This window comes from Sinorhizobium sp. 8-89 (assembly GCF_030124325.1).
In the GTDB taxonomy this organism is placed as follows: domain Bacteria; phylum Pseudomonadota; class Alphaproteobacteria; order Rhizobiales; family Rhizobiaceae; genus Sinorhizobium.
This window is the reverse complement of record NZ_JASKLR010000005.1, coordinates 200,045-223,950: the sequence shown is the minus strand read 5'-3', so window position 1 is coordinate 223,950 and position 23,906 is coordinate 200,045. Positions and strand designations below refer to the sequence as shown.

The 23,906-nt window shown below is 63.8% G+C and carries 13 protein-coding genes; 8 read left to right on the top strand and 5 right to left on the bottom strand.

Features of this window, described 5'->3' with window-relative positions; genetic code table 11:
- The 5 genes from QN219_RS13290 to QN219_RS13270 all read left to right on the top strand — a co-directional run bounded on the left by QN219_RS13290 (window position 1) and on the right by QN219_RS13270 (window position 5,667).
- Window positions 1-1,509: a GMC family oxidoreductase gene (locus tag QN219_RS13290; RefSeq protein ID WP_284000301.1), complete on the top strand. Its 1,509-nt coding sequence runs from the start codon at window positions 1-3 to the stop codon at window positions 1,507-1,509.
- Window positions 1,506-2,279, top strand: coding sequence for a 3-ketoacyl-ACP reductase (locus QN219_RS13285; protein ID WP_284000157.1), 774 nt, complete (start codon window positions 1,506-1,508; stop codon window positions 2,277-2,279). Before QN219_RS13290 ends, QN219_RS13285 begins: the two co-directional genes overlap by 4 nt.
- A gap of 87 nt (window positions 2,280-2,366) precedes the next feature.
- Window positions 2,367-4,022, top strand: coding sequence for a GMC family oxidoreductase (locus QN219_RS13280; protein WP_284000156.1), 1,656 nt, complete (start codon window positions 2,367-2,369; stop codon window positions 4,020-4,022).
- 51 nt (window positions 4,023-4,073) lie between these two features.
- The gene (locus QN219_RS13275; RefSeq protein WP_284000155.1) at window positions 4,074-4,391 is read left to right on the top strand and encodes a Dabb family protein; all 318 of its coding nucleotides are present in this window, start codon (window positions 4,074-4,076) and stop codon (window positions 4,389-4,391) included.
- A gap of 4 nt (window positions 4,392-4,395) precedes the next feature.
- Window positions 4,396-5,667: a glycerate kinase gene (locus tag QN219_RS13270; protein ID WP_284000154.1), complete on the top strand. Its 1,272-nt coding sequence runs from the start codon at window positions 4,396-4,398 to the stop codon at window positions 5,665-5,667.
- Between the two features lie 57 nt (window positions 5,668-5,724).
- Here the strand turns inward: QN219_RS13270 and QN219_RS13265 are convergent, their stop codons facing one another.
- Window positions 5,725-7,062 carry an aspartate aminotransferase family protein gene (locus tag QN219_RS13265; protein ID WP_284000153.1) on the bottom strand — a complete coding sequence of 446 codons (1,338 nt, stop codon included), beginning with the start codon at window positions 7,060-7,062 and terminating at the stop codon, window positions 5,725-5,727.
- Between the two features lie 145 nt (window positions 7,063-7,207).
- On the opposite strand from QN219_RS13265, the gene QN219_RS13260 reads away from it, so the two are divergent.
- A complete protein-coding gene (locus tag QN219_RS13260; protein ID WP_284000152.1) occupies window positions 7,208-7,756 on the top strand; it encodes a cupin domain-containing protein in 549 nt (182 codons plus the stop codon).
- A 128-nt stretch (window positions 7,757-7,884) separates the two neighbouring features.
- Here the strand turns inward: QN219_RS13260 and QN219_RS13255 are convergent, their stop codons facing one another.
- From QN219_RS13255 to QN219_RS13240, 4 genes are all read right to left on the bottom strand, one after another.
- On the bottom strand, window positions 7,885-9,117 hold the full coding sequence (locus QN219_RS13255) for a pyridoxal phosphate-dependent aminotransferase (RefSeq protein ID WP_284000150.1): 1,233 nt from the start codon (window positions 9,115-9,117) through the stop codon (window positions 7,885-7,887).
- A gap of 42 nt (window positions 9,118-9,159) precedes the next feature.
- Window positions 9,160-10,692: an aldehyde dehydrogenase family protein gene (locus QN219_RS13250; protein ID WP_284000149.1), complete on the bottom strand. Its 1,533-nt coding sequence runs from the start codon at window positions 10,690-10,692 to the stop codon at window positions 9,160-9,162.
- A gap of 86 nt (window positions 10,693-10,778) precedes the next feature.
- Window positions 10,779-12,200, bottom strand: coding sequence for an FAD-binding oxidoreductase (locus QN219_RS13245; RefSeq protein ID WP_284000148.1), 1,422 nt, complete (start codon window positions 12,198-12,200; stop codon window positions 10,779-10,781).
- A 10-nt stretch (window positions 12,201-12,210) separates the two neighbouring features.
- On the bottom strand, window positions 12,211-13,611 hold the full coding sequence (locus QN219_RS13240) for a VOC family protein (RefSeq protein WP_284000146.1): 1,401 nt from the start codon (window positions 13,609-13,611) through the stop codon (window positions 12,211-12,213).
- Window positions 13,612-13,724: 113 nt separating this feature from the next.
- On the opposite strand from QN219_RS13240, the gene QN219_RS13235 reads away from it, so the two are divergent.
- Window positions 13,725-14,618 (top strand): LysR family transcriptional regulator, encoded by an 894-nt coding sequence (locus tag QN219_RS13235; RefSeq protein WP_284000145.1) that lies wholly within the window; start codon window positions 13,725-13,727, stop codon window positions 14,616-14,618.
- 374 nt (window positions 14,619-14,992) lie between these two features.
- Window positions 14,993-23,605 carry a cyclic beta-(1,2)-glucan synthase gene (ndvB, locus tag QN219_RS13230; protein WP_284000144.1) on the top strand — a complete coding sequence of 2,871 codons (8,613 nt, stop codon included), beginning with the start codon at window positions 14,993-14,995 and terminating at the stop codon, window positions 23,603-23,605.
- Window positions 23,606-23,906 lie beyond the last annotated feature (301 nt).

Sequence of the window (23,906 nt, the reverse complement as noted above, 5' to 3'; positions counted from 1 at the left end):
ATGCGGACTGAGCCGGATATCGTCATCATAGGATCGGGGATCGGCGGCGCGACCGTGGCGACGGGACTCGCCCCGTCGGGCGCCGAGATCCTGATCCTCGAGGCGGGCGGTCACATCGAGGACCGTCCGGAAAACCGTGACCAGAGGGCGATCTTCCAGCGCGGCCATTTCCGGCCGAAGGAAACCTGGTACGAGGCCGGCGGCGTCGGCTTCAATCCCGGCAATTACTACAATGTCGGCGGCAACTCGAAATTCTACGGCGCGGTGCTGACCCGCTATCGCCGCGAGGATTTCGAGGAGATGCCGCATCGGGACGGGGTTTCGCCCGCCTGGCCGTTTCCCTACGAGGAGCTCGAGCCGTGGTACTCCAGGGCGGAGGCGCTCTATCAGGTGCGCGGGAGGCTCGGTGAAGATCCGACCGAGCCGGCGCACTCGCACGATTATCCTCATGGGCCCGTGGCGGATGAACCGGCTATCGCCAAGGTTCGCAAGCGCTTGGAGGAAATCGGCCTGCATCCCTATTCGCTGCCGCTCGGCATCGACATCGAGCGCTGGCTCGCCAAGGGCAAGACCCCTTGGGATGCGCATCCGAACAGCTTCGACGGCAAGATGGATGCGGAGACGGCGGCGCTAACCGCAGCACTCGAATATCCGAACGTCCGGCTGCAAACCGGTTCGCGCGTGACGCGGCTTGCGACCGCGCCGGACGGCAAGGCGATCGAGACCGTTTACTACGTCAAGGAAGGGGTAGAGCACAGCGTTTGGCCGAAGCTCGTCATCCTGTCGGCCGGGGCCGTGCAATCGGCTGTCCTGCTATTGCGCTCCGCCGATGACGGCAATCCGGCGGGGCTTGCAAACCGATCCGACCAGGTGGGGCGCAATTTCATGAATCACAATTCGAGTGCGGTGATTGCGCTCAGCCCCTGGTACCGCAACGATTCCATCTATCAGAAGACCTTCGGTCTCAACGACTTCTATCTTTCGGATGGGGCAGGGGGGCCGCCGCTCGGCAATATCCAGCTTCTCGGCCGGGTCTCGGGCGCGATCCTGAAGGCGAACATGCCGGCCGTTCCTGAATGGCTGCTGAACCAGATCTCGGCCCGCGGCATCGACTTTTACGCCATGAGCGAGGACCTGCCGTCGCCGGACAGCCGGGTCATGGTCGAAGGCGACCGCGTGGTACTGAAATGGGTGCGCACCAATTGGCAGGCGCATCTCGATCTCGTCGCCAAGTTGAAGGCGGTGCTGAGAAAAGCCGGCTTCCCGGTCGTTCTCGCGCGGGCCTTCGACAAGCGCACGCCGTCGCATCAGTGCGGCACCGTCAGGATCGGCAAGAATCCGGGTGAGGCGCCACTCGACGTCTATTGCCGCGCATTCGATCACCCGAACCTTTTCGTCGTCGACGCCGGCTTCCTGCCGACTTCCGCAGCGGTGAACCCGGCGCTGACGGTCGCGGCGCAGGCGCTGCGCGTCGCGGATCACATCATTAAAGAGGACCTTCGGCCATGACGGAGAAAGCACGTCCCGTCGCGATCGTCACCGGTGGCCGACGTGGCATCGGCCTCGGCATCGCCCGGGCGCTCGCGGCAAGCGGCTTTGACATCGCCATCACAGGCATCGGCGATGCCGATGGTGTAGCATCCGTGCTCGCGGAACTCGGGACGTACGGCGTGCGTGCGATCTTTCTCCAGGCCGATCTCGCCGATCTTTCCACCCATCAGGCGACCGTGGACGCGGTAATTGACGCGTTCGGCAGGATCGATTGCCTCGTCAACAATGCCGGGATCGCTTCCGTCGTCCGCGGTGATTTCCTCGATCTGAAGCCAGAGAATTTCGACACCATCGTCGGCATCAACCTGCGCGGCACGGTTTTCTTCACGCAGGCGGTGTTGAAGGCGATGCTCGGGACAAAGGCGGTCGGCCCGCGCTCGATCATCAACATCACCTCGGTCTCGGCGGCGATGACATCGCCGGAACGGCTCGATTACTGCATGAGCAAGGCGGGACTTGCCGCCTTCAGCCAGGGTCTGGCACTGAGACTGGCGGAGACCGGTGTCTCAGTCTTCGAAGTCCGTCCCGGCATCATCCGTTCGGACATGACCGCAACGGTTTCCGGCAAATACGATGCCCTGATTGCAGATGGCCTGGTGCCGATGCGGCGATGGGGAGAGCCCGACGACATCGGCAGGATCGTCGCCGGGCTCGCCGGCGGGCAGTTCGGCTTCGCCACGGGCTCGGTCATCCAGGCCGATGGCGGGCTTTCCATCAGCCGTCTTTGAAGGAGTAGGCGAGAGATGCGCATCGGAGACGTTTTGTGTTTGTGATTTGGAACGATCCAAATTGCAAACTCTGGAGGAAAATAGCGAATGACATACGACTACATAATCACCGGCGCCGGCCCCGCGGGCTGTGTTCTTGCCAACCGCTTGAGTGAGGACCCGACGGTCAAGGTGCTGCTGCTCGAAGCCGGTGGCGGCGACTGGAATCCGCTGTTCCATATGCCGGCCGGCTTCGCCAAGATGACCAAAGGCGTCGCGAGCTGGGGCTGGCAGACGGTGCCGCAGAAGCACATGAAGGGCAGGGTGCTGCGCTACACCCAGGCGAAGGTGATTGGTGGCGGTTCGTCGATCAATGCGCAGCTCTATACCCGCGGCAATGCCGTCGACTATGACCTTTGGGCGCGCGAAGACGGTTGCACCGGCTGGGACTACCGAAGCGTGCTGCCCTATTTCAAGCGGGCCGAAGACAACCAGCGCTTTGCCGACGACTATCATTCCTATGGCGGACCGCTCGGGGTGTCGATGCCGGTCTCGGCGCTGCCGATCTGTGACGCCTATATCCGCGCGGGCCAGGAGCTCGGCATTCCTTACAATCACGATTTCAATGGCAGGCAGCAAGCGGGCGTCGGCTTCTATCAACTGACGCAACGAAACCGTCGGCGCTCTTCCGCGTCGCTTGCCTATCTCTCGCCGATCAAGGGCCGAAAAAACCTGACGGTGCGCGCCGGCGCGCGCGTCGCCCGCATCGTGCTCGAAGGCAGGCGTGCGGTCGGTGTGGAGGTGGTGACGTCCAGGGGCAGCGAAACGATCCGGGCGGATCGCGAAGTGCTCATCTCTTCGGGCGCGATCGGATCGCCGAAGCTGCTGCTGCAATCGGGTATCGGCCCGGCCGACCACCTGCGCGCGGTCGGCGTCGAGGTTCGCCACGATCTCCCGGGCGTCGGCGGCAATCTTCAGGACCACCTCGACCTCTTCGTCATATCGGAATGCACCGGCGATCACACCTATGACAACGTCGCCAAGCTGCACCGCACGCTCTGGGCGGGCCTGCAATACGTGCTCTTCCGCACCGGCCCCGTCGCCTCGTCGCTCTTCGAGACCGGCGGCTTCTGGTATGCCGATCCCGACGCGCGCTCGCCGGATATCCAGTTCCATCTCGGTCTCGGCTCCGGCATCGAGGCTGGCGTCGCGCGCCTCAAGAATGCAGGGGTGACGCTGAATTCCGCCTATCTGCATCCGCGCTCGCGCGGCACTGTCCGGCTTTCCTCCGCCGATGCGGCGGCCGCTCCGCTCATCGACCCGAACTATTGGGAGGATCCGCACGATCGCAAGATGTCGCTCGAAGGCCTGCGGATCGCCCGCGAAATCATGCAGCAGGCCGCGCTGAAGCCCTATGTGCTCGCTGAACGTCTGCCGGGTAACGATATCCGGACCGAAGAGCAGCTTTTCGAATATGGCTGCGCCAACGCCAAGACCGATCACCATCCGGTCGGCACTTGCAAGATGGGTACGGATGCGACGGCGGTGGTCGATCTGGAGCTCAAGGTGCGCGGGCTCGACGGTTTGCGGGTCTGCGACAGCTCGGTCATGCCGCGCGTGCCCTCCTGCAACACCAACGGGCCGACGATCATGGTGGGCGAGAAGGGGGCGGACATCATCCGCGGCCTGCCGGCGCTGCCGCCTGTGATTTTCCAACACGAGCGCAACGACACGCGCCGGCGGGCGCGAGCCGAGGTTCGCTAGAGGCGGACGGAACCAGCTACATTCCTGCAATCGCTCACGTCGGGAGGAAACATGATCCGACACTGTGTCTTCATCCGCTTCCGCCCGGCGGTGACGAATGCCGAAAAGACGGCGCTCTTCGCCGCGATTGCCGCGCTGAAAGACCGCCTTCCGGATCTGCTGGCCGTGCACATCGGCGTCAATGTCAGCCCGGAGATCGGCATGGACAAAGGTTACGGTGAAGGCTTCATCGTCGATTTCGTCGATGCGGCCGCGCGCGACACCTATCTCGACGATCCGGAACATCGCAAGACCGGCGGAAAAATCGTTGCGGCGGCGGAAGGCGGCGTCCAAGGTGTGTTCGTCTATGATCTAGAGATACCGGACTGATTCCATGGCATCGATCGAGCCGCGCTCCTTCCTGACCTCCCTTTTCGAGGCCGCCGTCGTCGCGGCCGATCCTGAAGCCGCCATTCGCGCTAACCTGCCGGAGAAACCGAAGGGGCGTACGATCGTCGTCGGCGCCGGCAAGGCCGCAAGTCAGATGGCGGCTGCCTTCGAGCGGCTTTGGGATGGTCCGCTTGATGGTGTCGTCGTCGCCCGCCATGGGCCGGTCGAAAAATGCGAGCGCATAAAGGTGCTGCAATCGGCCCATCCGGTGCCGGACGAGGCCGGGCTTGCGGCATCCTCCGCGCTTCTCAAGCTGGTCGAGGGGCTGACTGCGGACGATCTCATTGTGGCGCTGGTTTCCGGTGGCGGCTCGGCGCTGTTGCCCGCGCCGCCCACGGGGGTAACGCTCGAAGACGAGATCGCCGTCAATCGGGCGCTGCTTGCTTCCGGCGCGCCGATCTCGGCGATGAATGTCGTCAGAAAACATGTGTCGCGCATCAAGGGCGGCCGGCTTGCGCTCGCCGCGTCGCCGGCGCGCGTCGTTAGCCTCGTCGTCTCCGACGTGCCGGGCGACAATCCCGCCTTCGTCGCCTCTGGCCCGACGGTGCCGGATCGGTCGAGCCTTGAGGAGGCGCGGGAGATCGTCGCGCGCTATGGCATGACGTTGCCCGAGCGGGTGGCGGCGCATCTCTCATCCGAGGCCGCCCGAGCACCTGAGCCCCACGATCCCGCCTTTGCCGGCAACGAAGTTCACGTGATCGCCTCGGCGAGCGTCTCATTGGAGGCCGCGGCTGCTCGCGCGCGGGAAATTGGCGTCGAGGCCGCAATCCTGTCGGACGCGATCGAGGGCGAGGCGGGCGACATTGGTCGCATGCATGCGGCGCTCGCCCGCGAGGTTGCCCTGCGCGACCGGCCCTTCGCCAAACCCGTCGTGCTGCTCTCCGGCGGCGAGACGACCGTGACGATTTCCGGCGACAACTACGGCAAGGGTGGGCGTAACAGCGAGTTCCTCTTGTCGCTGGCGCTCGACATCGACGGGATAACCGGCATCGATGCGTTGGCCGCCGATACGGACGGCATCGATGGTTCCGAGGAAAATGCCGGCGCCTTTGCCGACGGCGCGAGTGTCCGCCGCATGCGCGCGGCAGGCGCCGATCCGCGGGCGCATCTCGCTCGCCACGACGCCTGGTCGGCCTTTGCGGCGAGCGGCGACCTTTTCGTACCTGGCCCGACCGGGACGAATGTCAATGATTTCAGGGCGATATTGATACGCTGAGTCGCTTTGGCGGCCTGGCGCATCAACCCGGCCGCCGAGGATAAAGCGCCGTATCGGTTATTTCACCCGCTTCAGCGCATCGGCGAGGGTCGAGGCGATCTCGCCGAAATGCCTCTTTTCGGCGATCAGTGGAGGCGAGAAGGCGATGATATCGCCGGTAACGCGGATCAACAGACCTCTCTCGAAGCAGTCGACGAAGACGTCATAGGCGCGGGCGCCGGGGGCGCCGTCTCGCGATTGCAGTTCGATACCGGCGATGAGGCCGATGGTACGGATGTCGATGACGTGCCGCAGGCCCCTCAGCGAATGCATCGCCTCATGCCAGTCCTCCTGCAACTCGGCGGCACGCGTCATCAGGCCCTCGTCGCGATAGATGTCGAGCGTGGCGATGCCGGCGGCGCAGGCGGCCGGATGGCCGGAATAGGTGTAGCCGTGGAAGAGCTCGATCTGGCCCTCAGGTCCGTGCATCAGCGCGTCGTGCACCTTGCGGCTCGCAAACACCGCGCCCATCGGAATGGCACCGTTCGTGAGGCCCTTGGCGGTGGTGACGAGATCGGGGGTGACGCCGAAATAGTCGGTCGCGAAGGCGGCGCCGAGGCGGCCGAAGCCGGTGATCACCTCGTCGAAGATCAGGAGAATGCCGTGCTTCTCGCAAATGGCGCGGAGCCGCTCGAGATAACCCTTCGGCGGGATCAGCACGCCGGTCGAGCCGGCAACGGGCTCGACGATGCAGGCGGCGATGGTTTCGGCACCGTGCAATGCGACGAGCCTCTCGAGATCGTCGGCAAGCTCGACGCCGTGTTCCGGCTGGCCCTTGACGAAGGCGTTTTTCACCGGGTCATGGGTATGGCGGAGATGGTCGGAGCCCGGGAGTTGCGGGAAGACGCGGCGGTTGTTGACGATGCCGCCGACGGAGATGCCGCCGAAGCCGACGCCGTGATAGCCGCGCTCGCGGCCGATGAGGCGCGTGCGCGCGCCTTGGCCGATCGAGCGTTGGTAGGCGAGCGCGATCTTCAGCGCCGTGTCGACGGATTCAGAACCCGAGCCGGTGAAGAACACCCGATCGAGCTTGGCGCCGGCCGGGCCGGGGGCGATTTCCGCGAGCCGTTCGGCGAAATCGAAGGCGATCGGATGGCCCATCTGGAAGGATGGGGCAAAATCCATCGTCGAAAGCTGGCGCTCGACCGCGGCGGCGATCTGGCGGCGGCCGTGGCCGGCATTGACGCACCAGAGGCCGGCGGTGCCGTCTAGGATCGTGCGGCCGTCGACGCTGGTGTAGTGCATGCCCTCGGCCGCGGCGAGCAGGCGGGGCGCGGCCTTGAACTGGCGGTTGGCCGTAAAGGGCATCCAGTAGCTATCGAGTACCGGGGCATTGGGCTTGTTGTGGGCGTCCATGGCATCCTCCTGTCGTGTTCGCGATTGACGCCATGATTTGGATTGCCGAACAAGTCCTTTTCTTCGCTCAGCTAAAGCGCTGTATTTCATAGCTCAGACTTGCTAAAGTTTCGATATTCCGAACAACATGAACACGGGATCTGCGATGACCGTCGATATCGGCAACCGCCTGCGCCATGTGCGGCTGATGCACAATCTCTCGCAGCGCGAACTGGCGAAACGGGCGGGCGTCACCAACTCCACCATCTCGCTGATCGAATCGAACGCCTCGAATCCCTCAGTCGGCGCGTTGAAGCGCATTCTCGATGGCATTCCGATCGGGCTTGCGGAGTTTTTTTCCTTCGAACCGGAAAAGCCGCGCAAGGCGTTCTATGCAGCGGAGGAACTGGTGGAGATCGGCAAGGGACCGATTTCCTACCGCCAGATCGGCGACAATCTTTTCGGCCGCAGCCTGCAGATCCTGAAGGAGTGTTATCAGCCGGGGGCGGACACCGGCAAGGTGCCGCTGGTGCATGAAGGCGAGGAGGGCGGGATCGTGCTTAGTGGGCGGCTGGAGGTGACCGTCGATGACGAGCGGCGCATCCTCGGGCCGGGTGACGCCTATTACTTCGAGAGCCGCCGGCCGCATCGCTTCCGCTGCGTCGGGCCGGTACCTTGCGAGGTGATCAGCGCCTGTACGCCGCCGACATTTTGATGGAGGGCAGTGTTGCCGGGGGCCGCAGGTGGTGTTCTGTAAAGCTCGGGAAGGCCCCCTCATCCCGCTGCCGCGACCTTCTCCCCGCAGGCGGGAGAAGGGTTATGCCGCAGCACCATGTCTCGAGCTCACGACAGCCGCGCGCAGGCGGCGGCGATGCGGGTGAGCGCTTCCTTCAGTTCCGCTTCCGAGGTCGCATAGGAGATGCGGAAGAAGGGCGAAAGGCCGAAGGCCGAGCCCGGAACGACGGCGACATGGGCGTCGTCGAGGAGATAGGCGCAGAAGTCCGTGTCGGTTTCGATCGTCTTGCCCGACGGCGTCACCTTGCCGAGCATGCCGGCGCAGCCGGAGTAGGTGTAGAAGGCACCTTCCGGGACGCGGCAATCGAGACCGTCGATCGCGTTGAGGCCGGTGACGACGAGATCGCGGCGGCGCTGAAAGCTCGCGGTGCGCCCTTTCAGGAAGTCCTGCGGACCGGTCAGCGCCGCCACCGAGGCTGCCTGGCTCACCGAGGACGGGCAGGAGGTCGCCTGGCTCTGAACGACGGCCATCGCCTTGATCAATTCGCGCGGGCCGCCGGCATAGCCGATGCGCCAGCCGGTCATGGCATAGGCCTTCGACACGCCGTTGACGGTGAGCGTACGCTCCTTGAGGCGAGGCTCGAGCTGTGCCGGGGTGACGAAGCGGAAACTGTCATAGACGATGTGCTCGTACATGTCGTCGACGAGCAGCCAGACATGCGGATGCTTGAGAAGAACGTCGAGCAGCGGGCGGTAGTCGGCCGCGCTGTAGGCGGCGCCGGACGGGTTCGAGGGCGAGTTGAGCAACACCCAGCGCGTCCGCGGCGTGATCGCCGCTTCGAGCTTGTCGGCGGTGAGGCGGAAGCCGGACGATGCATCGCATGCGATCAAGACCGGCTTACCTTCGCAGATCTGAACGATGTCCGAATAGGAGGTCCAGTAGGGCGTCGGGATGATCACCTCGTCGCCTGGATTGATCGTCGCCATCATGGCGTTGAAGAGGATCTGCTTGGCGCCGGTGGCGACCGTGATCTCGTCCATCTCGTAGGCGAGACCGTTCTCGCGCTGGAACTTTTCGCGGATCGCCTTCTTCAGCTCCGGCGTGCCGTCGAGCGCGGTGTATTTCGTCTCGCCGCGCTGGATCGCTTCCGAGGCCGCTTGCTTGACGTGGTCCGGCGTGTCGAAGTCCGGCTCGCCGGCGCCGAGGATGATCACCGGCTTGCCTTCGCGCTTCATGGCGTTGGCGCGCGCGCCGATCTTCAGGATTTCGGAAACGCCGATCGAGGCGATCCGCGAGGCGGGCAGAAAGCCCGCCTCCTTCATCGTTGCATTGATGGTCATGGCCGATCCTATTCGAGCCTGTCGATTATTCGATGTCGCCAATCATTCGATATCGAACGAGACGCCCTGCGCCAGCGGCAGAGCCTTCGAGTAGTTGATCGTGTTGGTTGCCCGGCGCATATAGGCCCTCCAGGCGTCCGAGCCCGATTCACGGCCGCCGCCGGTTTCCTTCTCGCCACCGAACGCGCCGCCGATTTCCGCACCCGACGTGCCGATGTTGACGTTGGCGATGCCGCAGTCCGAGCCGTCGGCCGCGAGGAAGCGTTCCGATTCCTGCATGTCGCGGGTGAAGATCGAGGACGAAAGGCCGGCAGCGACGGCGTTGTGCTCCGCGAGTACCGCGTCGAAGTCGCTGTACTTGATGACGTAGAGGATCGGCGCGAAGGTTTCTTCGAGGACCGGACCCTCCTGCTTCGGCATTTCGACGAGCGCGGGCTTCACGTAATAGCCGTTCTCATGGCCGAGTTCGACGCGCTCGCCGCCGGTGACGGCGCCGCCATGCGCCTTGGCGTCGGCGATCGCCTTCTGCATGTTGTCGAAGGCGGCCTTGTCGACGAGCGGGCCAACCAGCGCCGTGCTTTCGAGCGGGTTGCCGACGGAAACCGACTGGTAGGCCTTCTTCAGGCGCGGAACGAGCTGATCGTAGACGCTTTCATGGACGAAGAGGCGGCGCAGCGTCGTGCAGCGCTGGCCGGCGGTGCCCATGGCGCCGAAGGCGATGGCGCGGAGCGCCATGTCGAGATCGGCCGACGGGCAGACGATTCCGGCATTGTTACCGCCGAGTTCGAGGATGGCGCGGGCGAAGCGCTTGGCAAGACGCGGGCCGACTTCGCGGCCCATGCGGGTCGAGCCAGTGGCTGAAACGAGCGGAACCTTCGGGTGATCGACGAGGACTTCGCCGATTGCGCGGTCGCCGATCAACACCTGCGACAGGCCTTCCGGCGCATCGCCGAAGCGGGCGAGGGCGCGCTCAAGGATAGCCTGCGATGCAAGCGCGGTGAGCGGTGTCTTTTCCGATGGCTTCCAGACCACGGCGTTGCCGCAGACGAGCGCCAGCGCCGCGTTCCAGGACCAGACGGCGACCGGGAAGTTGAAGGCGGAAATGATGCCGACGACGCCGAGGGGGTGCCAGGTTTCCATCATGCGGTGGCCTGGGCGTTCGGTGGCGATCGTCAGGCCGTAGAGCTGGCGGGAGAGACCGACGGCGAAATCGCAGATGTCGATCATCTCCTGCACTTCGCCGAGGCCTTCGGACGGAATCTTGCCGGCTTCGATCGAGACGAGGCGGCCGAGGTCCGCCTTGAAGGCGCGCAGCTCTTCGCCGAGCAGGCGGACGAGTTCGCCGCGCTTCGGCGCCGGCACGAGCCGCCAAGCGCGGAAGGCTTCGTCGGCCCGTTCGATCCGGGCCGCCGCTTCGGCGGCCGAAACGGTCTTGAGGTTCGCGATCTGTTCGCCGGTGACCGGGCTGTAGGACGGCATGTCGCCGCCCGCATAGAGTTCGCGGGCGACGCCCATCTTGTCGAGGAGGGCGGCGGCCTCCTTGGCGACGTCGACTTTTTTTGTTGCAATGTTCATCTCAACTGACTCCCGTTTTGTCTCATTTATTGGTTGCGCGGGATGCGGGCGGAAAACCGCTTCACACCTTTCCTCATACCGCGGGCTCAACCGAAACGCACGCTGCCGAGTTTTCCCGGCGATGTAAGTGTTTTCAGGCCGCCGGCCAGCTCTTTCAATTTTTCCGGCGTGTAGAAATCGTAGTAGCTCTGGTTCCGCCGGCCGATCGCATGCTCGGCGCTGAAGCTGCCGCCATATTGCTCGACTGCCACCGCGAAGACCCAATCGCGCAACCGCTGTTCGAAGGCGGCGTCGGTCAACAGCGGACTATCCCTTGCCACGACAAGATTGAAATGCACGCCACCGTCGCCGATGTGGCCGAAATCGCAGACGATGACTCCCGGAAACTTCTCCGGCATCTCGGCCTTCATATGGTCGCAGAAAGCCATGATATCACCTCTGCGGAAGGAAAGATCGAAGGCGATCAGCTTGCCGAGGTGCTTCACGCCTTCCGAAAGCGCGTGGCGAAGTGCCCAGATCTCGTGCGGCGGACCGACGAAGCCGTCGGCGAGCGGCGCCTCTTCCGCTTCCCATATTTCGGCAAGCACGCTTTCGAGAACGGCGTCAAGCGACTGTTCGCCCTCGCGCGGCTCCCAGGTGCGGGAGATTTCCGCGAGGATCAGGTAATCCGGCACGTTGCCGCCCTGGAAGGGATTTCTCAGCGACGGCACATGGGCCAGAGCCGCGGCGATCGCGTTCTTCGACATGCCCTCGAAGGCGGAAAGATAGGCGCCGAGCCTTTCTTCCATCGCATTCAGCAGCGGCACCACATGGGCGCCGCTTGCCGGAACGAGGAAAGCCGTCGCGGTCTGTTTCGGCACCCGCTCGAGATTGAGCACGCATTCGGTAACGATGCCGAAGGCGCCGGAGGTGCCGACGAAGATCTGCTTCCAGTCGACGCCGGTATTGTTCTTGCGCAGGTCGCAGTCGAGGTCGAGAACGGTGCCATCCTCGTCGGCGAGCACGACCTTCAAGCCCAAAGTGTTACGGCGCACGTCGCCGTATTTCAGGAAGCGCGAACCGCCGGTATTGGTCGCGATCATGCCGCCGAGCCGCGGATCGGCGCCAAGATCGATCGGAAAGAACAGGTCGTATTCCTCCAATCGCCGGTTGAGATCGGAGAGCCGAAAGCCGGCATCGACGCGGACCGAGCGGTTGTCGCTATCGAGCTCGAACTGCCTGTTAAGCCGATCGAGACTGAGAACGACCTCGCTGCCGGTACCGTCCGGCGTCGAGCCGGAAACAAGGCCGGTATTGCCGGACTGCGGGATGACTGCGAGACCGTTGCGGACGCAATAGGCGACCGCAGCGGAGACTTCCGCCGTCGTCGCCGGGCGCAGCACGGCTGCCGCATGGCCCTTATCGTAGCGTGCGCCGATCGCGTATGCTTGCATGTCTTCCTGGCGCGTGACGACACCCTTGTCGCCAAGGATTTTCGTCAGCGCGTCGATATGTTCCTGTCCAATCATTGCTGGCGTATCATTCCGCTGCCATTGCCGCGCTCAGGGTCCGAAGGCAGTTTTCGATCGATGCCTGTTCGATACCGGCATAGTGGTCGAATTCGTTGAGAACGGCGACACCCAGATCGGTCTCGAAGCGCTTCTGGTTCGGGCTTGCGACAAACTCCTGCTGGGCGCCGTCGCCGAGGTTCGACTGGAAGATACCGGCGGCGCTGACCGGAAGGAAGTCCTCGTAGACGATCGGATCGAACTCAACGAGGCCGTCGGTGATCAGCGAATCCAGGTCACGCCTGCCGGTGAGTTTTGTCCGTCGGCCCCTTTCCGTCAAAGAATAGCTGAAATAGCCGAGCCCCGCCTCACGGATCTCAGCCCAGCCGTCCGGGAAGGCTTCGAATGCCTGGGCGAGGGCCGCTTCGTACTGCTTCGCATTGGAGCCGTCGGCGGCGGGCCGCACGATCCTGCGTGATTCATCGAGCAGCCGGTCGTAAAGGCCTCGTCCCTTCGGTGTCAGCGCTATGCCGCGCTGTTCGATCTCGCCGAAACGGGCCGTGTGCGAGCCCGGCTTCCAGCTACCGTCGGCGTTGCGGAAGGAGACGGGCTCTTCCAGGGCCTTGAACGACGTCTGGCGTAGCAGGATCGGGCATTTGCGTGTCGGCGGACCTTCGACGACGGCCTTGGGGGCGATGCCGTATTCGGGCATCAGCGCCTGGACCTTGTCGATGTCGAGCGTGCGCGGCGTCAGGTGGTTGATGTGCGGCCCCTTGAAGGAGACGACATCAGCGATCAGCCGGTGCGCGTCATGCAGTCGCTTGTACATGTCGGCGCTGACATTGGCCCTGTCATGCCAGCGGAAGGTCTCGAGCACTTCGGCGACGAAGCGTTCCGCATCCGCCTTGTCGAGTCCGCCGTCGCGCTCCGCCTTCTCGGTGAGCTCGATCGCGCCTGCCGTGAAGATCCGGCGTTCGCGGAGGATCGCTTCCGCCTCGGCGCGAAGGGCCTCGTCGGCGATCAGGTCCAGCCTCAGGAGCGAGGTGAAGACGCGGAAGGGATTGCGCTTCAGCGCCGCGTCGCCGACCGGCCGGAACGCGGTGGAATGCACCGGCACGCCGGCGGTCGAAAGATCGTAGTAGCCGACCGGATACATGCCCATGACGGCAAAGACGCGGCGCATCATCGAGAGCTCGGCCGGGGTGCCGAGACGGATCGCCCCGTGGCGTTCCTCCGAGATGCGGTCAAGCGAGTCGGTCGCTTCGAGGCGATCCTTCAAGGTCGCGTCCGCCGCCAGCGTGTTGGCATTGACCTTGGCCACCAGTTCCATCAGCGTGCCGTAGGCAGGAACCTCTTCACGGTACATGACCGACATGGCAGCGGAGAAGGCCGAACGGATCTCGTCGGCGGATACGAAACTATTCTCTTTCACTGTGGCTCGCCTCGCGCTAAGGGTGAAGGACAAGGTCATTCTTATTTCTGATCATATCCGAGCAACGCAGCCTTGGATCGCGCTGCTTCTGACTATGTTGATGCGAGGCTGGAATGAAGTTAAGCCGACGACTGGTTCCTGACGTGACGACGCTGCAGGCCTTCGAATGCGCCGCGCGGCACGGCAGCTTCACTCAGGCCGCAGCCGAGCTCAACCTCACGCAAAGCGCCGTCAGCAGGCAGATCAAGGATCTCGAAACCCAACTCGGCGTCCTGCTTTTCGAGCGAGTACGCCAGCGGGTCATCCTTTCCGAAGCCGGGCAGAAGTTTCTGCCGGAAGTCCGCCGGCTGCTGCACCAGACCGAGGAGCTTATGGTGCGCGCTATGGCTTCGGCGCGCGCCGACTCCACTCTCTCCATCGCATCGCTGCCGACCTTCGGCAGCCGCTGGCTGGTGCCGCGGCTTCCCGATTTCCTGAGGCGCCATCCGGGCACCGTTCTCAATATTGCCTCTCGCTCGGCGCCGTTCGATTTCGACGAGCAGAATTTCGATCTGGCGATCCACTACGGCCAGCCCGTCTGGGCGCGGGCAACCTGCAGCTATCTCTGCAGCGAAGTCATCGTTCCGGCCGCCAGTCCAACGCTGCTCAAGGCCAATCCGGTCGAAACGCCGGAGGATATCGGCGGTGGACCGCTTCTCCACCTCGCCACGCGTCCCAAGCTCTGGGCGCAGTGGTTTGAGGCGAACGGGATGGACGGGCATGGCGCCTATCGGGGCAACCGGTTCGACCAGTTCTCGATGGTCATCGAGGCGGCAACCGCAGGTCTCGGTTTTGCCCTTTTGCCTCGCTATCTGATCGAGCAGGAACTCGCCGCAGGCACGCTGCGGATCGTTCTCGACCGACCTATGCAGACCGAAAACAGCTATTATCTCGCCATTCCGGAGGGCAAGCGTGAGAACCCGATCAGCCTCGCCTTCAGGGAATGGATCACCGAACAGGTCGGTTGAGTTCGAGCCGCTGCGGACCGCCTGAAGCAGACCTTTGGCCACTGCGCCATGTTTCGTGCCGCCATGCTGCAACACATGTCATGCTGCAACACACCAGGAAGGGGCTGATTTGACACGAACGTTCAACGAACCGGCGGGAGTGCGCGCAATGGCCCGCTTTCTTCCGTTCCGGACTTGCTCAATTCGTCCGAAGCTGCGCTCGCAATCCTTGCAAGCTGCTGACACTGCGGCTAAAAAATGCCACTTTCATGCATCACGCGGCCGTGAAATCCAACGCGCCGCCGGCTTTGCGATCTCCGATGCCCAAATCCCAGGCGGCGCCTGTTTCCGGCGCTTTCCCGGCTTCGGGAGGATGACGGCGGATGGGAGGACACATGACCGTGTCTAAAAACGCGCCGGCGAAGCTTGAACCATCAGGGCCGCAATCGACCCGGCCGAACAACGAAAGCCGGGCCGCTCAACCCCGGTTGGAATCAGAAACCGCAGCCATGCTCCTTCAGAACAAGCCGTCCACTTTACCGCGCGACCCGGAAGCGAAACAAATCGATTATAACGATTCGATCCGCTCGACCTACTTTTCGATCGAAGACCTTCGGCAATGCGGTGAGGACCTCGCCCTGAACGGCGCCTCCTCGCTGCCCGGTTTCTTTTCGTTCGATTTCCGCGCCCGGCATCGCGAAAACGAGAAGGAAATCCTCCGTGTCTATCGCGCGACGGCGGCCGACGTCGAGGCCGGCGCGTCGATCACGCCGGCGGCGGAGTGGCTGCTCGACAACCACCATGTCGTCGAGGAGGCGATTCAGGAGGTCCGGCGCGATTTTCCGCGCAGATTCTATCGGCAGTTGCCGACGCTTTCCGTGTCGGATGTCGTCATCCCGCGCACGATGGCGCTGGCCTGGCTCTATGTCGCCCACACCCACAGCACCGTGTCGCGGGAAAACATCACCGCGATGGTCGAGGGCTTTCAGCAGCATGACACCTTCAAGATCGGCGAGCTGTGGGCGCTGCCGTCGATCCTGCGTTTCGTGCTCATCGAAAATCTGCGCCGGATCGCAATCCGCGTGGAGCGCTCGCGCGGCATGCGGCAGAAGGCGAACGAGGTCGCTGACCAGATCGTGCGCCTCAACGATCCGGAGAGGTGTCGGACGCTGCTCGCGGAATCCGAGGCGCTTGCCGCAGACAACACGTTCATCGCGCAGCTTCTCTATCGCATGCGCGACGGTTCCCAGACCTCTGGCGTGGTGATCGGCTGGATCGAGGAAAGGCTCGAAAGGCGCGGCACCGACGTCGAGGAGGCGCTCGTCGCCGAACAGAATCGCCTCTCGTCCGGCAACGCGACGATGAGCAACATCATTCGCAGCCTGCGCGAAATCGACGACACCGACTGGGCCGTCTGGTTCGAGAGCGTCAGCAAGATCGACGCGACGCTTCGCGACGGCTCCGATTATGCCGCCCTCGATTTCGGCTCGCGCAACAAATACCGCGACACAATCGAGAAGCTGGCGCGCCGCTCCGGTCACAGCGAGCATGAAGTGACGCAGATCGCGATCGCGATGGTCGAGGAATCAAGGGCGGCAGCGGCTGTCGAAGCGCCTCTGCAGGAACCGAATGTCGGCTCTTTCCTGGTTGGCAAGCAGCACCTGGAGCTGGAGAAGAGGATCGGCTATTCGCCGTCGCCGCTTCAGCGCATCATCCGTTTCGGCCGCAGGCTGGATTGGTTCGCGATTGCCGGACCAAACATTCTCCTGACCATTCTGGCGATGGTCGCCGTCTACGCCTTCGTCAGCCCGATGGAGATCCCGAGCGGTGCCAAACTGATCATGTTGCTGCTCTTCGCGCTGCCCGCTTCGGAAGGCGCGATGGGGCTGTTCAACACGCTCGTCACGCTCGTTATCCGGCCGTCGCGGCTCGTCGGCTACGAGTTCATCAACGGCATCCCGGAAGATGCGCGCACGCTCGTCGTCGTCCCCTGTCTGATCGCCAAGCGTGACCATGTCGATGAACTGGTGCGCAATCTGGAGGTCCACTATCTCGCCAACCCGCGCGGTGAAATCTATTTCGCTCTGCTCAGCGACTGGGCCGACAGCAAATTCGAGGAAACGCCCGCGGATATGGATGTCCTCGAATATGCGAAGCGCGAAATCGCCTCGCTTTCGGCCCGCTACGCCTATGACGGCAAGACCCGCTTCTTCCTGCTGCACCGCCGCCGGCTCTTGAACGAGGCCGAGGGTGTCTGGATGGGCTGGGAGCGCAAGCGCGGCAAGCTCCACGAGCTCAACCTTCTTCTGCGCGGGGATCGCGACACCTCGTTCCTCCAGGGCGCCAACATGGTTCCGGACGGCGTCCAGTACGTGATGACGCTCGATTCCGACACGCGCCTGATGCGCGACGCGGTGACGAAGCTGGTCGGCAAGCTCTATCACCCGATCAACCGGCCGGTCGTGAACACCGTGAAGCAGGAAGTGCTCACCGGCTACAGCCTGCTGCAGCCGCGTGTGACGCCCTCGCTCACCACCGGCAGCGAGGCATCCGCCTTCCAGCGCATCTTCACGATCAATCGCGGCATCGATCCCTACGTCTTCACGGTCTCCGACGTCTATCAGGATATCGTCGGCGAAGGCAGTTTCACCGGGAAGGGTCTCTACCATGTCGACGCCTTCGAGGCGGCCCTCAAGGGCAGGATCGAAGAAAACGCCGTGCTCAGCCACGACCTGCTCGAAGGCTCCTATGCGCGCTGCGCGCTCGTCACCGACGTTGAGCTCGTCGAGGATTTCCCGACCCGCTACGAGGTGGAAATGTCGCGCCAGCATCGCTGGGCGCGCGGCGACTGGCAGCTCCTGCCTTATATCTTCAATCCGGCGAACGGCCTGTCGATGCTCGGCCGCTGGAAGATGTACGACAACCTGCGCCGGTCGCTCATTCCCGTTGCGTGGCTCGTCGCCTCGGTCATGGGCTGGTACTACATGGAGCCGACCGAGGCGCTGATCTGGCAGATCGTGCTGATCTTCAGCTTGTTCGTGGCGCCGACGCTCTCACTGATCTCTGGCCTGATGCCGCGGCGCAACGACATCGTCGCACGGGCGCATCTGCATACGGTGCTCTCGGAAATTCGCGCCGCCAACGCCCAGGTCGCGCTGCGCATCGTCTTCATCGCCCACAACGCGGCGATGATGGCGGATGCAATCGTTCGTTCGGTTTATCGCACCTTCGTCAGCCGCAAGCTGATGCTTGAGTGGCGCACCGCCGCGCAGGTTCAGAGCGCCGGGCACGGCTCGATCGGAGATTATTTCCGCGCGATGTGGACCGCGCCGGCTCTGTCCGTCGTTTCGTTGGCACTCGCCGCGGTATCCGATACCGGACTGCCCTTCATCGGCATCCCCTTCGCGCTCCTTTGGGCGGTTTCGCCCGCCGTTGCCTGGTTTGTCAGCCAGTCGGCCGAAACCGAGGACCAGCTGGTCGTTTCGGATGAAGCGATCGATGAGATGCGCAAGATCGCCCGGCGCACCTGGCGCTATTTCGAGACCTTCGTGACGGCCGAGCAGAACTTCCTGCCGCCGGACAATTTCCAGGAAACGCCGCAGCCGGTGCTGGCGGAGCGCACCTCGCCCACCAATATCGGCGTCTATCTCCTGTCGGTGATGTCGGCCCGCGATTTTGGCTGGATCGGTTTCGAAGACACGATCACGCGGCTCGAGCAGACGATCGCCACAATCGACCGAATGCCGAAATTCCGCGGCCATCTCTTCAACTGGTACCGGACGAGATCGCTCGAAACGATGGAGCCGCGCTATGTCTCGTCGGTCGACAGCGGCAATCTTGCCGGCCATCTGATCGCGGTGTCGTCCATGTGCCGGGAATGGGCCGAGGCACCTTCCGCCCATGTCCAGGGCAGTCTCGACGGTATCGGCGACGTTGCCGCCATACTTTCGGAGACGCTGAAGGAGCTGCCCGATGACCGCAAGACCGTGCGGCCGTTGCGCCGCCTGATCGAAGAGCGCATCGTCGGCTTCCAGAACGCATTGGCCGCCATCAAGCGCGAGCGTGAATTCGCGTCGATTCGCGTGATCAATCTGGCGGTGCTTGCACGCGACATGCACAAGCTCGCCGCCAACCTCGATCACGAAGTCCGCACCAGCCAGAGCGCCGAGGTGGCGAAGTGGGCGGGTTCACTCGTGTCCACCTGCGAGGCGCATATCGCCGACGGCGTCTTCGACCTTGGCGCGATCGAGTCGCTGCGCCAGCGTCTCCTCGTGCTCAAGGAGCGCGCACGCGATATCGCCTTCTCGATGGATTTTGGCTTCCTTTTCCGGCCGGAACGGCGGCTGCTTTCGATCGGCTACCGCGTCAACGCCAACGAGCTCGACGAGGCCTGCTACGATCTTCTCGCCTCCGAAGCGCGCCTGACGAGCCTTTTTGCGATCGCCAAGGGCGATCTGCCGACGGAGCACTGGTACAAGCTCGGGCGTCCGATCGTGCCGATCGGCGCGCGCGGCGCGCTTGTCTCCTGGTCCGGTTCGATGTTCGAGTATCTGATGCCGCCGCTGGTCATGCAGGAGCGGCAGGGCGGCATTCTCAACCAGACGAACAATCTGGTAGTGCAGGAGCAGATCAACCACGGCCGCCGTCTCGGAACACCGTGGGGCATCTCCGAAGCGGCATTCAACGCGCGCGACCATGAACTGACCTATCAGTACACGAACTTCGGAGTGCCGACCCTCGGACTGAAGCGCGGCCTTGGCCAGAATGCGGTGATTGCGCCCTATGCGTCGATTCTCGCCTGCATGTACGATCCGAAGTCGGCGCTCGCCAACCTGGCGCGGCTGAGAGAGGTCGGCGCTCTCGGTGCCTACGGTTTCCACGATGCTGTCGATTTCACGCCGACGCGTGTCCCCGAAGGGCAGAAATGCGCCGTGGTGCGCAACTACTATGCGCACCATCACGGCATGTCGGTCGCGGCCGTCGCGAACGTCGTGTTCAACGGGCGTCTGCGCGAGTGGTTCCATGCCGACCCCGTGATCGAAGCGGCCGAACTGCTGCTGCAGGAGAAGGCGCCGCGCGACATTCCGGTGATGACCGCCAAGCGTGAGCCGGAATCGCTCGGCAAGGGCCAGGCTGATCTCCTCAGACCGGAAGTCCGCGTCATCGAGGATCCGCTGACGCAGGACCGCGAAACGGTCCTCCTGTCGAACGGGCATTATTCGATCATGCTGACCGCGACCGGCGCCGGCTATGCGCGGTGGAACGGCCAAGCAGTCACGCGATGGAACCCGGACCCGGTCGAAGACAGGACGGGCACGTTCATCTTCCTGCGCGACACCGTCACCGGCGACTGGTGGTCGGCGACGGCCGAACCGCGCCGCGCGCCAGGCGAAAAGACCATGACCCGCTTCGGCGACGACAAGGCGGAGTTCGTCAAGACCGTCGGCGATCTCATGAGCGAAGTCGAGTGCATCGTCGCGACCGAGCATGATGCGGAAGGCCGCCGGGTAGTCCTGCTCAACACCGGTACGGAAGATCGCTTCATCGAAGTGACCTCCTATGCCGAGCCGGTGCTCGCCACGGACGAGGCCGACAGCGCGCATCTCGCCTTCTCGAAGATGTTCCTGCGGACCGAGATCAGCCGCCAGGGCGACGTTATCCGCGTGTCGCGCAACAAGCGCAGCCCCGGCGATCCGGACATGGAGGTCGCACACCTCATCACCGACAATGCCGGCAGCGAGCGCCACACCCAGGCGGAAACAGACCGCCGCCGCTTCATCGGCCAAGGGCGCACGCTTGCGGAAGCCGCCGCCTTCGATCCCGGCGTGGCGCTTTCGGGAACCGACGGCTTCACGCTCGATCCGGTGATGGCGCTTCGCCGCGTCGTGCGCGTCCCGGCCGGCAAGAAAGTGAGCGTCATCTTCTGGACGATCGCAGCGCCGAACCGCGAAGCAGTCGATCGCGCAATCGACCGCTATCGCCACCCGGAAACATTCAATCACGAACTGATCCATGCCTGGACGCGCAGCCAGGTGCAGATGCGCCATGTCGGCGTGACATCCCAGGAGGCGGCAAGCTTCCAGATGCTCGGCCGCTATCTGGTCTATCCCGACATGCACCTTCGCTCCGACACGGCGACGCTCAAGGCGGGACTTGCCTCCCAGTCGGCGCTGTGGCCGTTGGCAATCTCGGGCGATTTTCCGATCTTCTGCCTGAGGATCAACGACGACGGCGACCTCGGCATCGCCCGCGAGGCGCTGCGCGCGCAGGAATATCTGAGAGCGCGCGGCATTACCGCGGATCTCGTGGTCATCAACGAGCGGGCGTCCTCCTATGCCCAGGATCTGCAGCACACGCTCGATTCGATGTGCGAAAACTTGCGGCTGCGCGGACTTTCCGACGGCCCGCGGCAGCATATCTTCGCAGTGCGCCGCGATTTGATGGAGACCGAGACGTGGTCGACGCTGCTTTCTGCTTCGCGCGCCGTCTTCCATGCCCGAAACGGCACGATCTCCGATCAGATCGCGCGCGCCACCGCGCTTTACGCGAAACCTGCGGCAAAAACCGTCGAGGGCAAGCAGAGGTTGCTGCCGGTGATTGAGGAGGCGGGCGAGCCCGCCGCCGCCGAGATCAGCGGCGACGGCCTCGAGTTTTGGAATGGCTTCGGCGGCTTCGCGGATGAGGGGCGTGAATATGTGGTTCGGCTGCGCGGCGGCGAGGCCACACCGCATCCGTGGATCAATGTCATTTCCAACCAACAGTTCGGCTTCCATGTCTCAGCCGAGGGCGCGGCGTTCTCCTGGAGTCGCAATTCGCGCGACTACCAGCTCACGCCGTGGACGAACGATGCCGTGGTCAACCGCCCGGGCGAGGCGATCTTCGTCCGCGATATGGAGAGCGGCTCGATTCTGACGCCTTATGCCGCGCTCTCGCGGCGCAAGTCGGTCGTGTTCGAAGCCCGCCACGGGCTTGGATATTCGAGCTTCGCAAGCACACAGGACGAACTCGAAATCGAGGCGGTGCACACCGTGCACGCGACCTTGCCGGCAAGGCTGGTGCGGCTCTCGATTCGCAACCGCGGTGCGTCCGCGCGGCAGTTGCGGATCTACGGCTATGCCGAATGGGTCCTCGGCAACAATCGCGGCCGCACGGCCCCGTTCGTCCTGTCCGAATGGCATGACGGCGCGCAGGCGCTCGTCGCGACCAATCCGTACAGCATCGACTATGCCGGCCGTTCGGCGTTCCTCGCGATCGACGCGCGGGTCGACTCCTTCACGGTGAGCCGGCGGGAATTCCTTGGCCAAGCGGGCGGGATCCTGGCGCCGCGAGCGGTCATCGCGGGCGCTGCATTGACCGGTTTCACGGAGGCCGATGGCGACGCATGCGCGGCGCTTTCGACCGATCTCGTCATCGAACCGGGTGCCGAGCGGCAAGTCACCTTGTACCTCGGAGACGCCGACAACGGCGAACAGGTGCAGTCGATGGTCACCGAATTGCGAGCGACTGCCTTCGACACCACGCTCAAGGCGGCGAAGGCATTCTGGAGCGAATTCACGGGCGTCGTGAAGGTCGAAACGCCCGACAGGGCCTTCAACCACATGGTCAACCATTGGCTGCCTTATCAGAGCCTCGGGTGCCGGATCATGGCGCGTTCGGCCTTCTATCAGGCAAGCGGCGCCTACGGTTTCCGCGACCAGCTGCAGGATACGCTTGCCTTCCTCGTGCATCGGCCGGAGCTTGCGCGGGGGCAGATCCTCAATGCGGCCTCTCGGCAGTTCGTCGAGGGCGACGTGCAGCATTGGTGGCTGCCCGGCACCGGTGCCGGTGTTCGCACGATGATTTCCGACGACGTCGTCTGGCTCGCCTATGCGGTTGCGCACTACTGCGCGGTCACCGGCTCGTCCGATATCCTTGCGGAGAAGGCTCCCTTCATTGTCGGCCCCGCTCTCGAGGAGGGCGAGCATGACAGCTTCTACACGCCGGAGATCGCCGACGAGACCGCCGACATATACGAGCATTGTGCGCGTGCACTCGACCTCGCGATCCGGCGGACGGGGGCGAACGGTCTGCCGCTCATCCTCGGCGGCGACTGGAACGACGGCATGAACCGTGTCGGAATCGCCGGCGAGGGCACGAGCGTCTGGCTCGGCTGGTTCCTTGCCGGCGCGCTGCGTGCTTTCCTGCCCCATGCCCGCGAGCGGAAGGATAAGCCGCGCGCCACGCTTTGGGAGGCGCATCTCGAGATGCTGAAAGAGGCGCTCGACGGTGCCGGCTGGGACGGCGATTACTATCGCCGCGGCTACTACGATGACGGCACGCCGCTCGGGTCCGCCAGAAATGGCGAGTGCCGGATCGATTCCATCGCCCAGTCGTGGAGTGCGCTCTCAGGCGAGGGCGAGGCGGACCGCTCCAAGTACGCGATGGACGCGGTGATGGCGGAGCTCGTCGATCCGGAAAAACGGATCGTGCGGCTCTTCACGCCGCCGCTTGAAAAGACCAAGCAGGACCCGGGCTACATCAAGGCCTATCCCCCGGGCGTGCGCGAAAACGGCGGCCAGTATACCCATGCGGCCACCTGGGTCGTGCTGGCCTTTGCCGCTCAGGGGCGGGCGGAAGAGGCGTGGCGGACCTTCCAGATGCTCAACCCCGTATCGCATGCGCTCAGCCGCGACGATGCCGAGCACTACAGGGTCGAGCCCTATGTCGTCGCCGCCGACGTCTATGGCGAGGGCGAACTCGCGGGACGGGGCGGCTGGACCTGGTACACGGGCTCGGCCGGCTGGCTCTATCGTGCCGGCGTCGAGGGCATACTCGGCATTCGCCAGAAGGGTAAGAAGCTGGTGATTCGGCCCGTGCTGCCGGCGGAATGGACTGGCTATTCCGCCGAGGTCAAGGTGAACGGCGCAACACACCGGATTTCCGTCCGTCGAGATGAAAAAACCGGTGAACCAATCGTCAGTGTAAATAATAGTGTCACAAAAAACGCGCATGAAGGCATTTTGCTGTAACTGCCGGAATTGAGCATGAGAGGAACCGGCTTTGTACCCCGCACGGACAAGGCCGGTTTTTCATTGCCGCTCAGTTGCAGCCGCGATCCAAACGTTCCACAGCGCCGCGTCTTATCGGACGGGCAGAGGACGCTGTAGCACTTTGAATTGCTGCATGTTTTGTCCTTAAATCGGCTCCGATTTAACGAAACATGCCGTAGATCGCGCTTCATCAACGATGCCGGACGCGTCTCGGATATGGCCGGATCGCGCTCTCGGCATCCTGTTCCAACAGGGGTGGGGCGGGGCGCCAAACCCGGAT

Bases quoted from the DNA above. Each gene is read 5' to 3' on its own strand.
- QN219_RS13255 (WP_284000150.1), bottom strand. From the start codon at position 9,117: ATGACCATCAATGCAACGATGAAGGAGGCGGGCTTTCTGCCCGCCTCG.
- QN219_RS13245 (WP_284000148.1), bottom strand. From the start codon at position 12,200: ATGATTGGACAGGAACATATCGACGCGCTGACGAAAATCCTTGGCGAC.
- QN219_RS13260 (WP_284000152.1), top strand. From the start codon at position 7,208: ATGACCGTCGATATCGGCAACCGCCTGCGCCATGTGCGGCTGATGCAC.
- QN219_RS13280 (WP_284000156.1), top strand. From the start codon at position 2,367: ATGACATACGACTACATAATCACCGGCGCCGGCCCCGCGGGCTGTGTT.
- QN219_RS13285 (WP_284000157.1), top strand. From the start codon at position 1,506: ATGACGGAGAAAGCACGTCCCGTCGCGATCGTCACCGGTGGCCGACGT.
- QN219_RS13290 (WP_284000301.1), top strand. From the start codon at position 1: ATGCGGACTGAGCCGGATATCGTCATCATAGGATCGGGGATCGGCGGC.
- QN219_RS13275 (WP_284000155.1), top strand. From the start codon at position 4,074: ATGATCCGACACTGTGTCTTCATCCGCTTCCGCCCGGCGGTGACGAAT.
- QN219_RS13265 (WP_284000153.1), bottom strand. From the start codon at position 7,062: ATGGACGCCCACAACAAGCCCAATGCCCCGGTACTCGATAGCTACTGG.
- QN219_RS13250 (WP_284000149.1), bottom strand. From the start codon at position 10,692: ATGAACATTGCAACAAAAAAAGTCGACGTCGCCAAGGAGGCCGCCGCC.
- ndvB (WP_284000144.1), top strand. From the start codon at position 14,993: ATGACCGTGTCTAAAAACGCGCCGGCGAAGCTTGAACCATCAGGGCCG.
- QN219_RS13270 (WP_284000154.1), top strand. From the start codon at position 4,396: ATGGCATCGATCGAGCCGCGCTCCTTCCTGACCTCCCTTTTCGAGGCC.
- QN219_RS13235 (WP_284000145.1), top strand. From the start codon at position 13,725: ATGAAGTTAAGCCGACGACTGGTTCCTGACGTGACGACGCTGCAGGCC.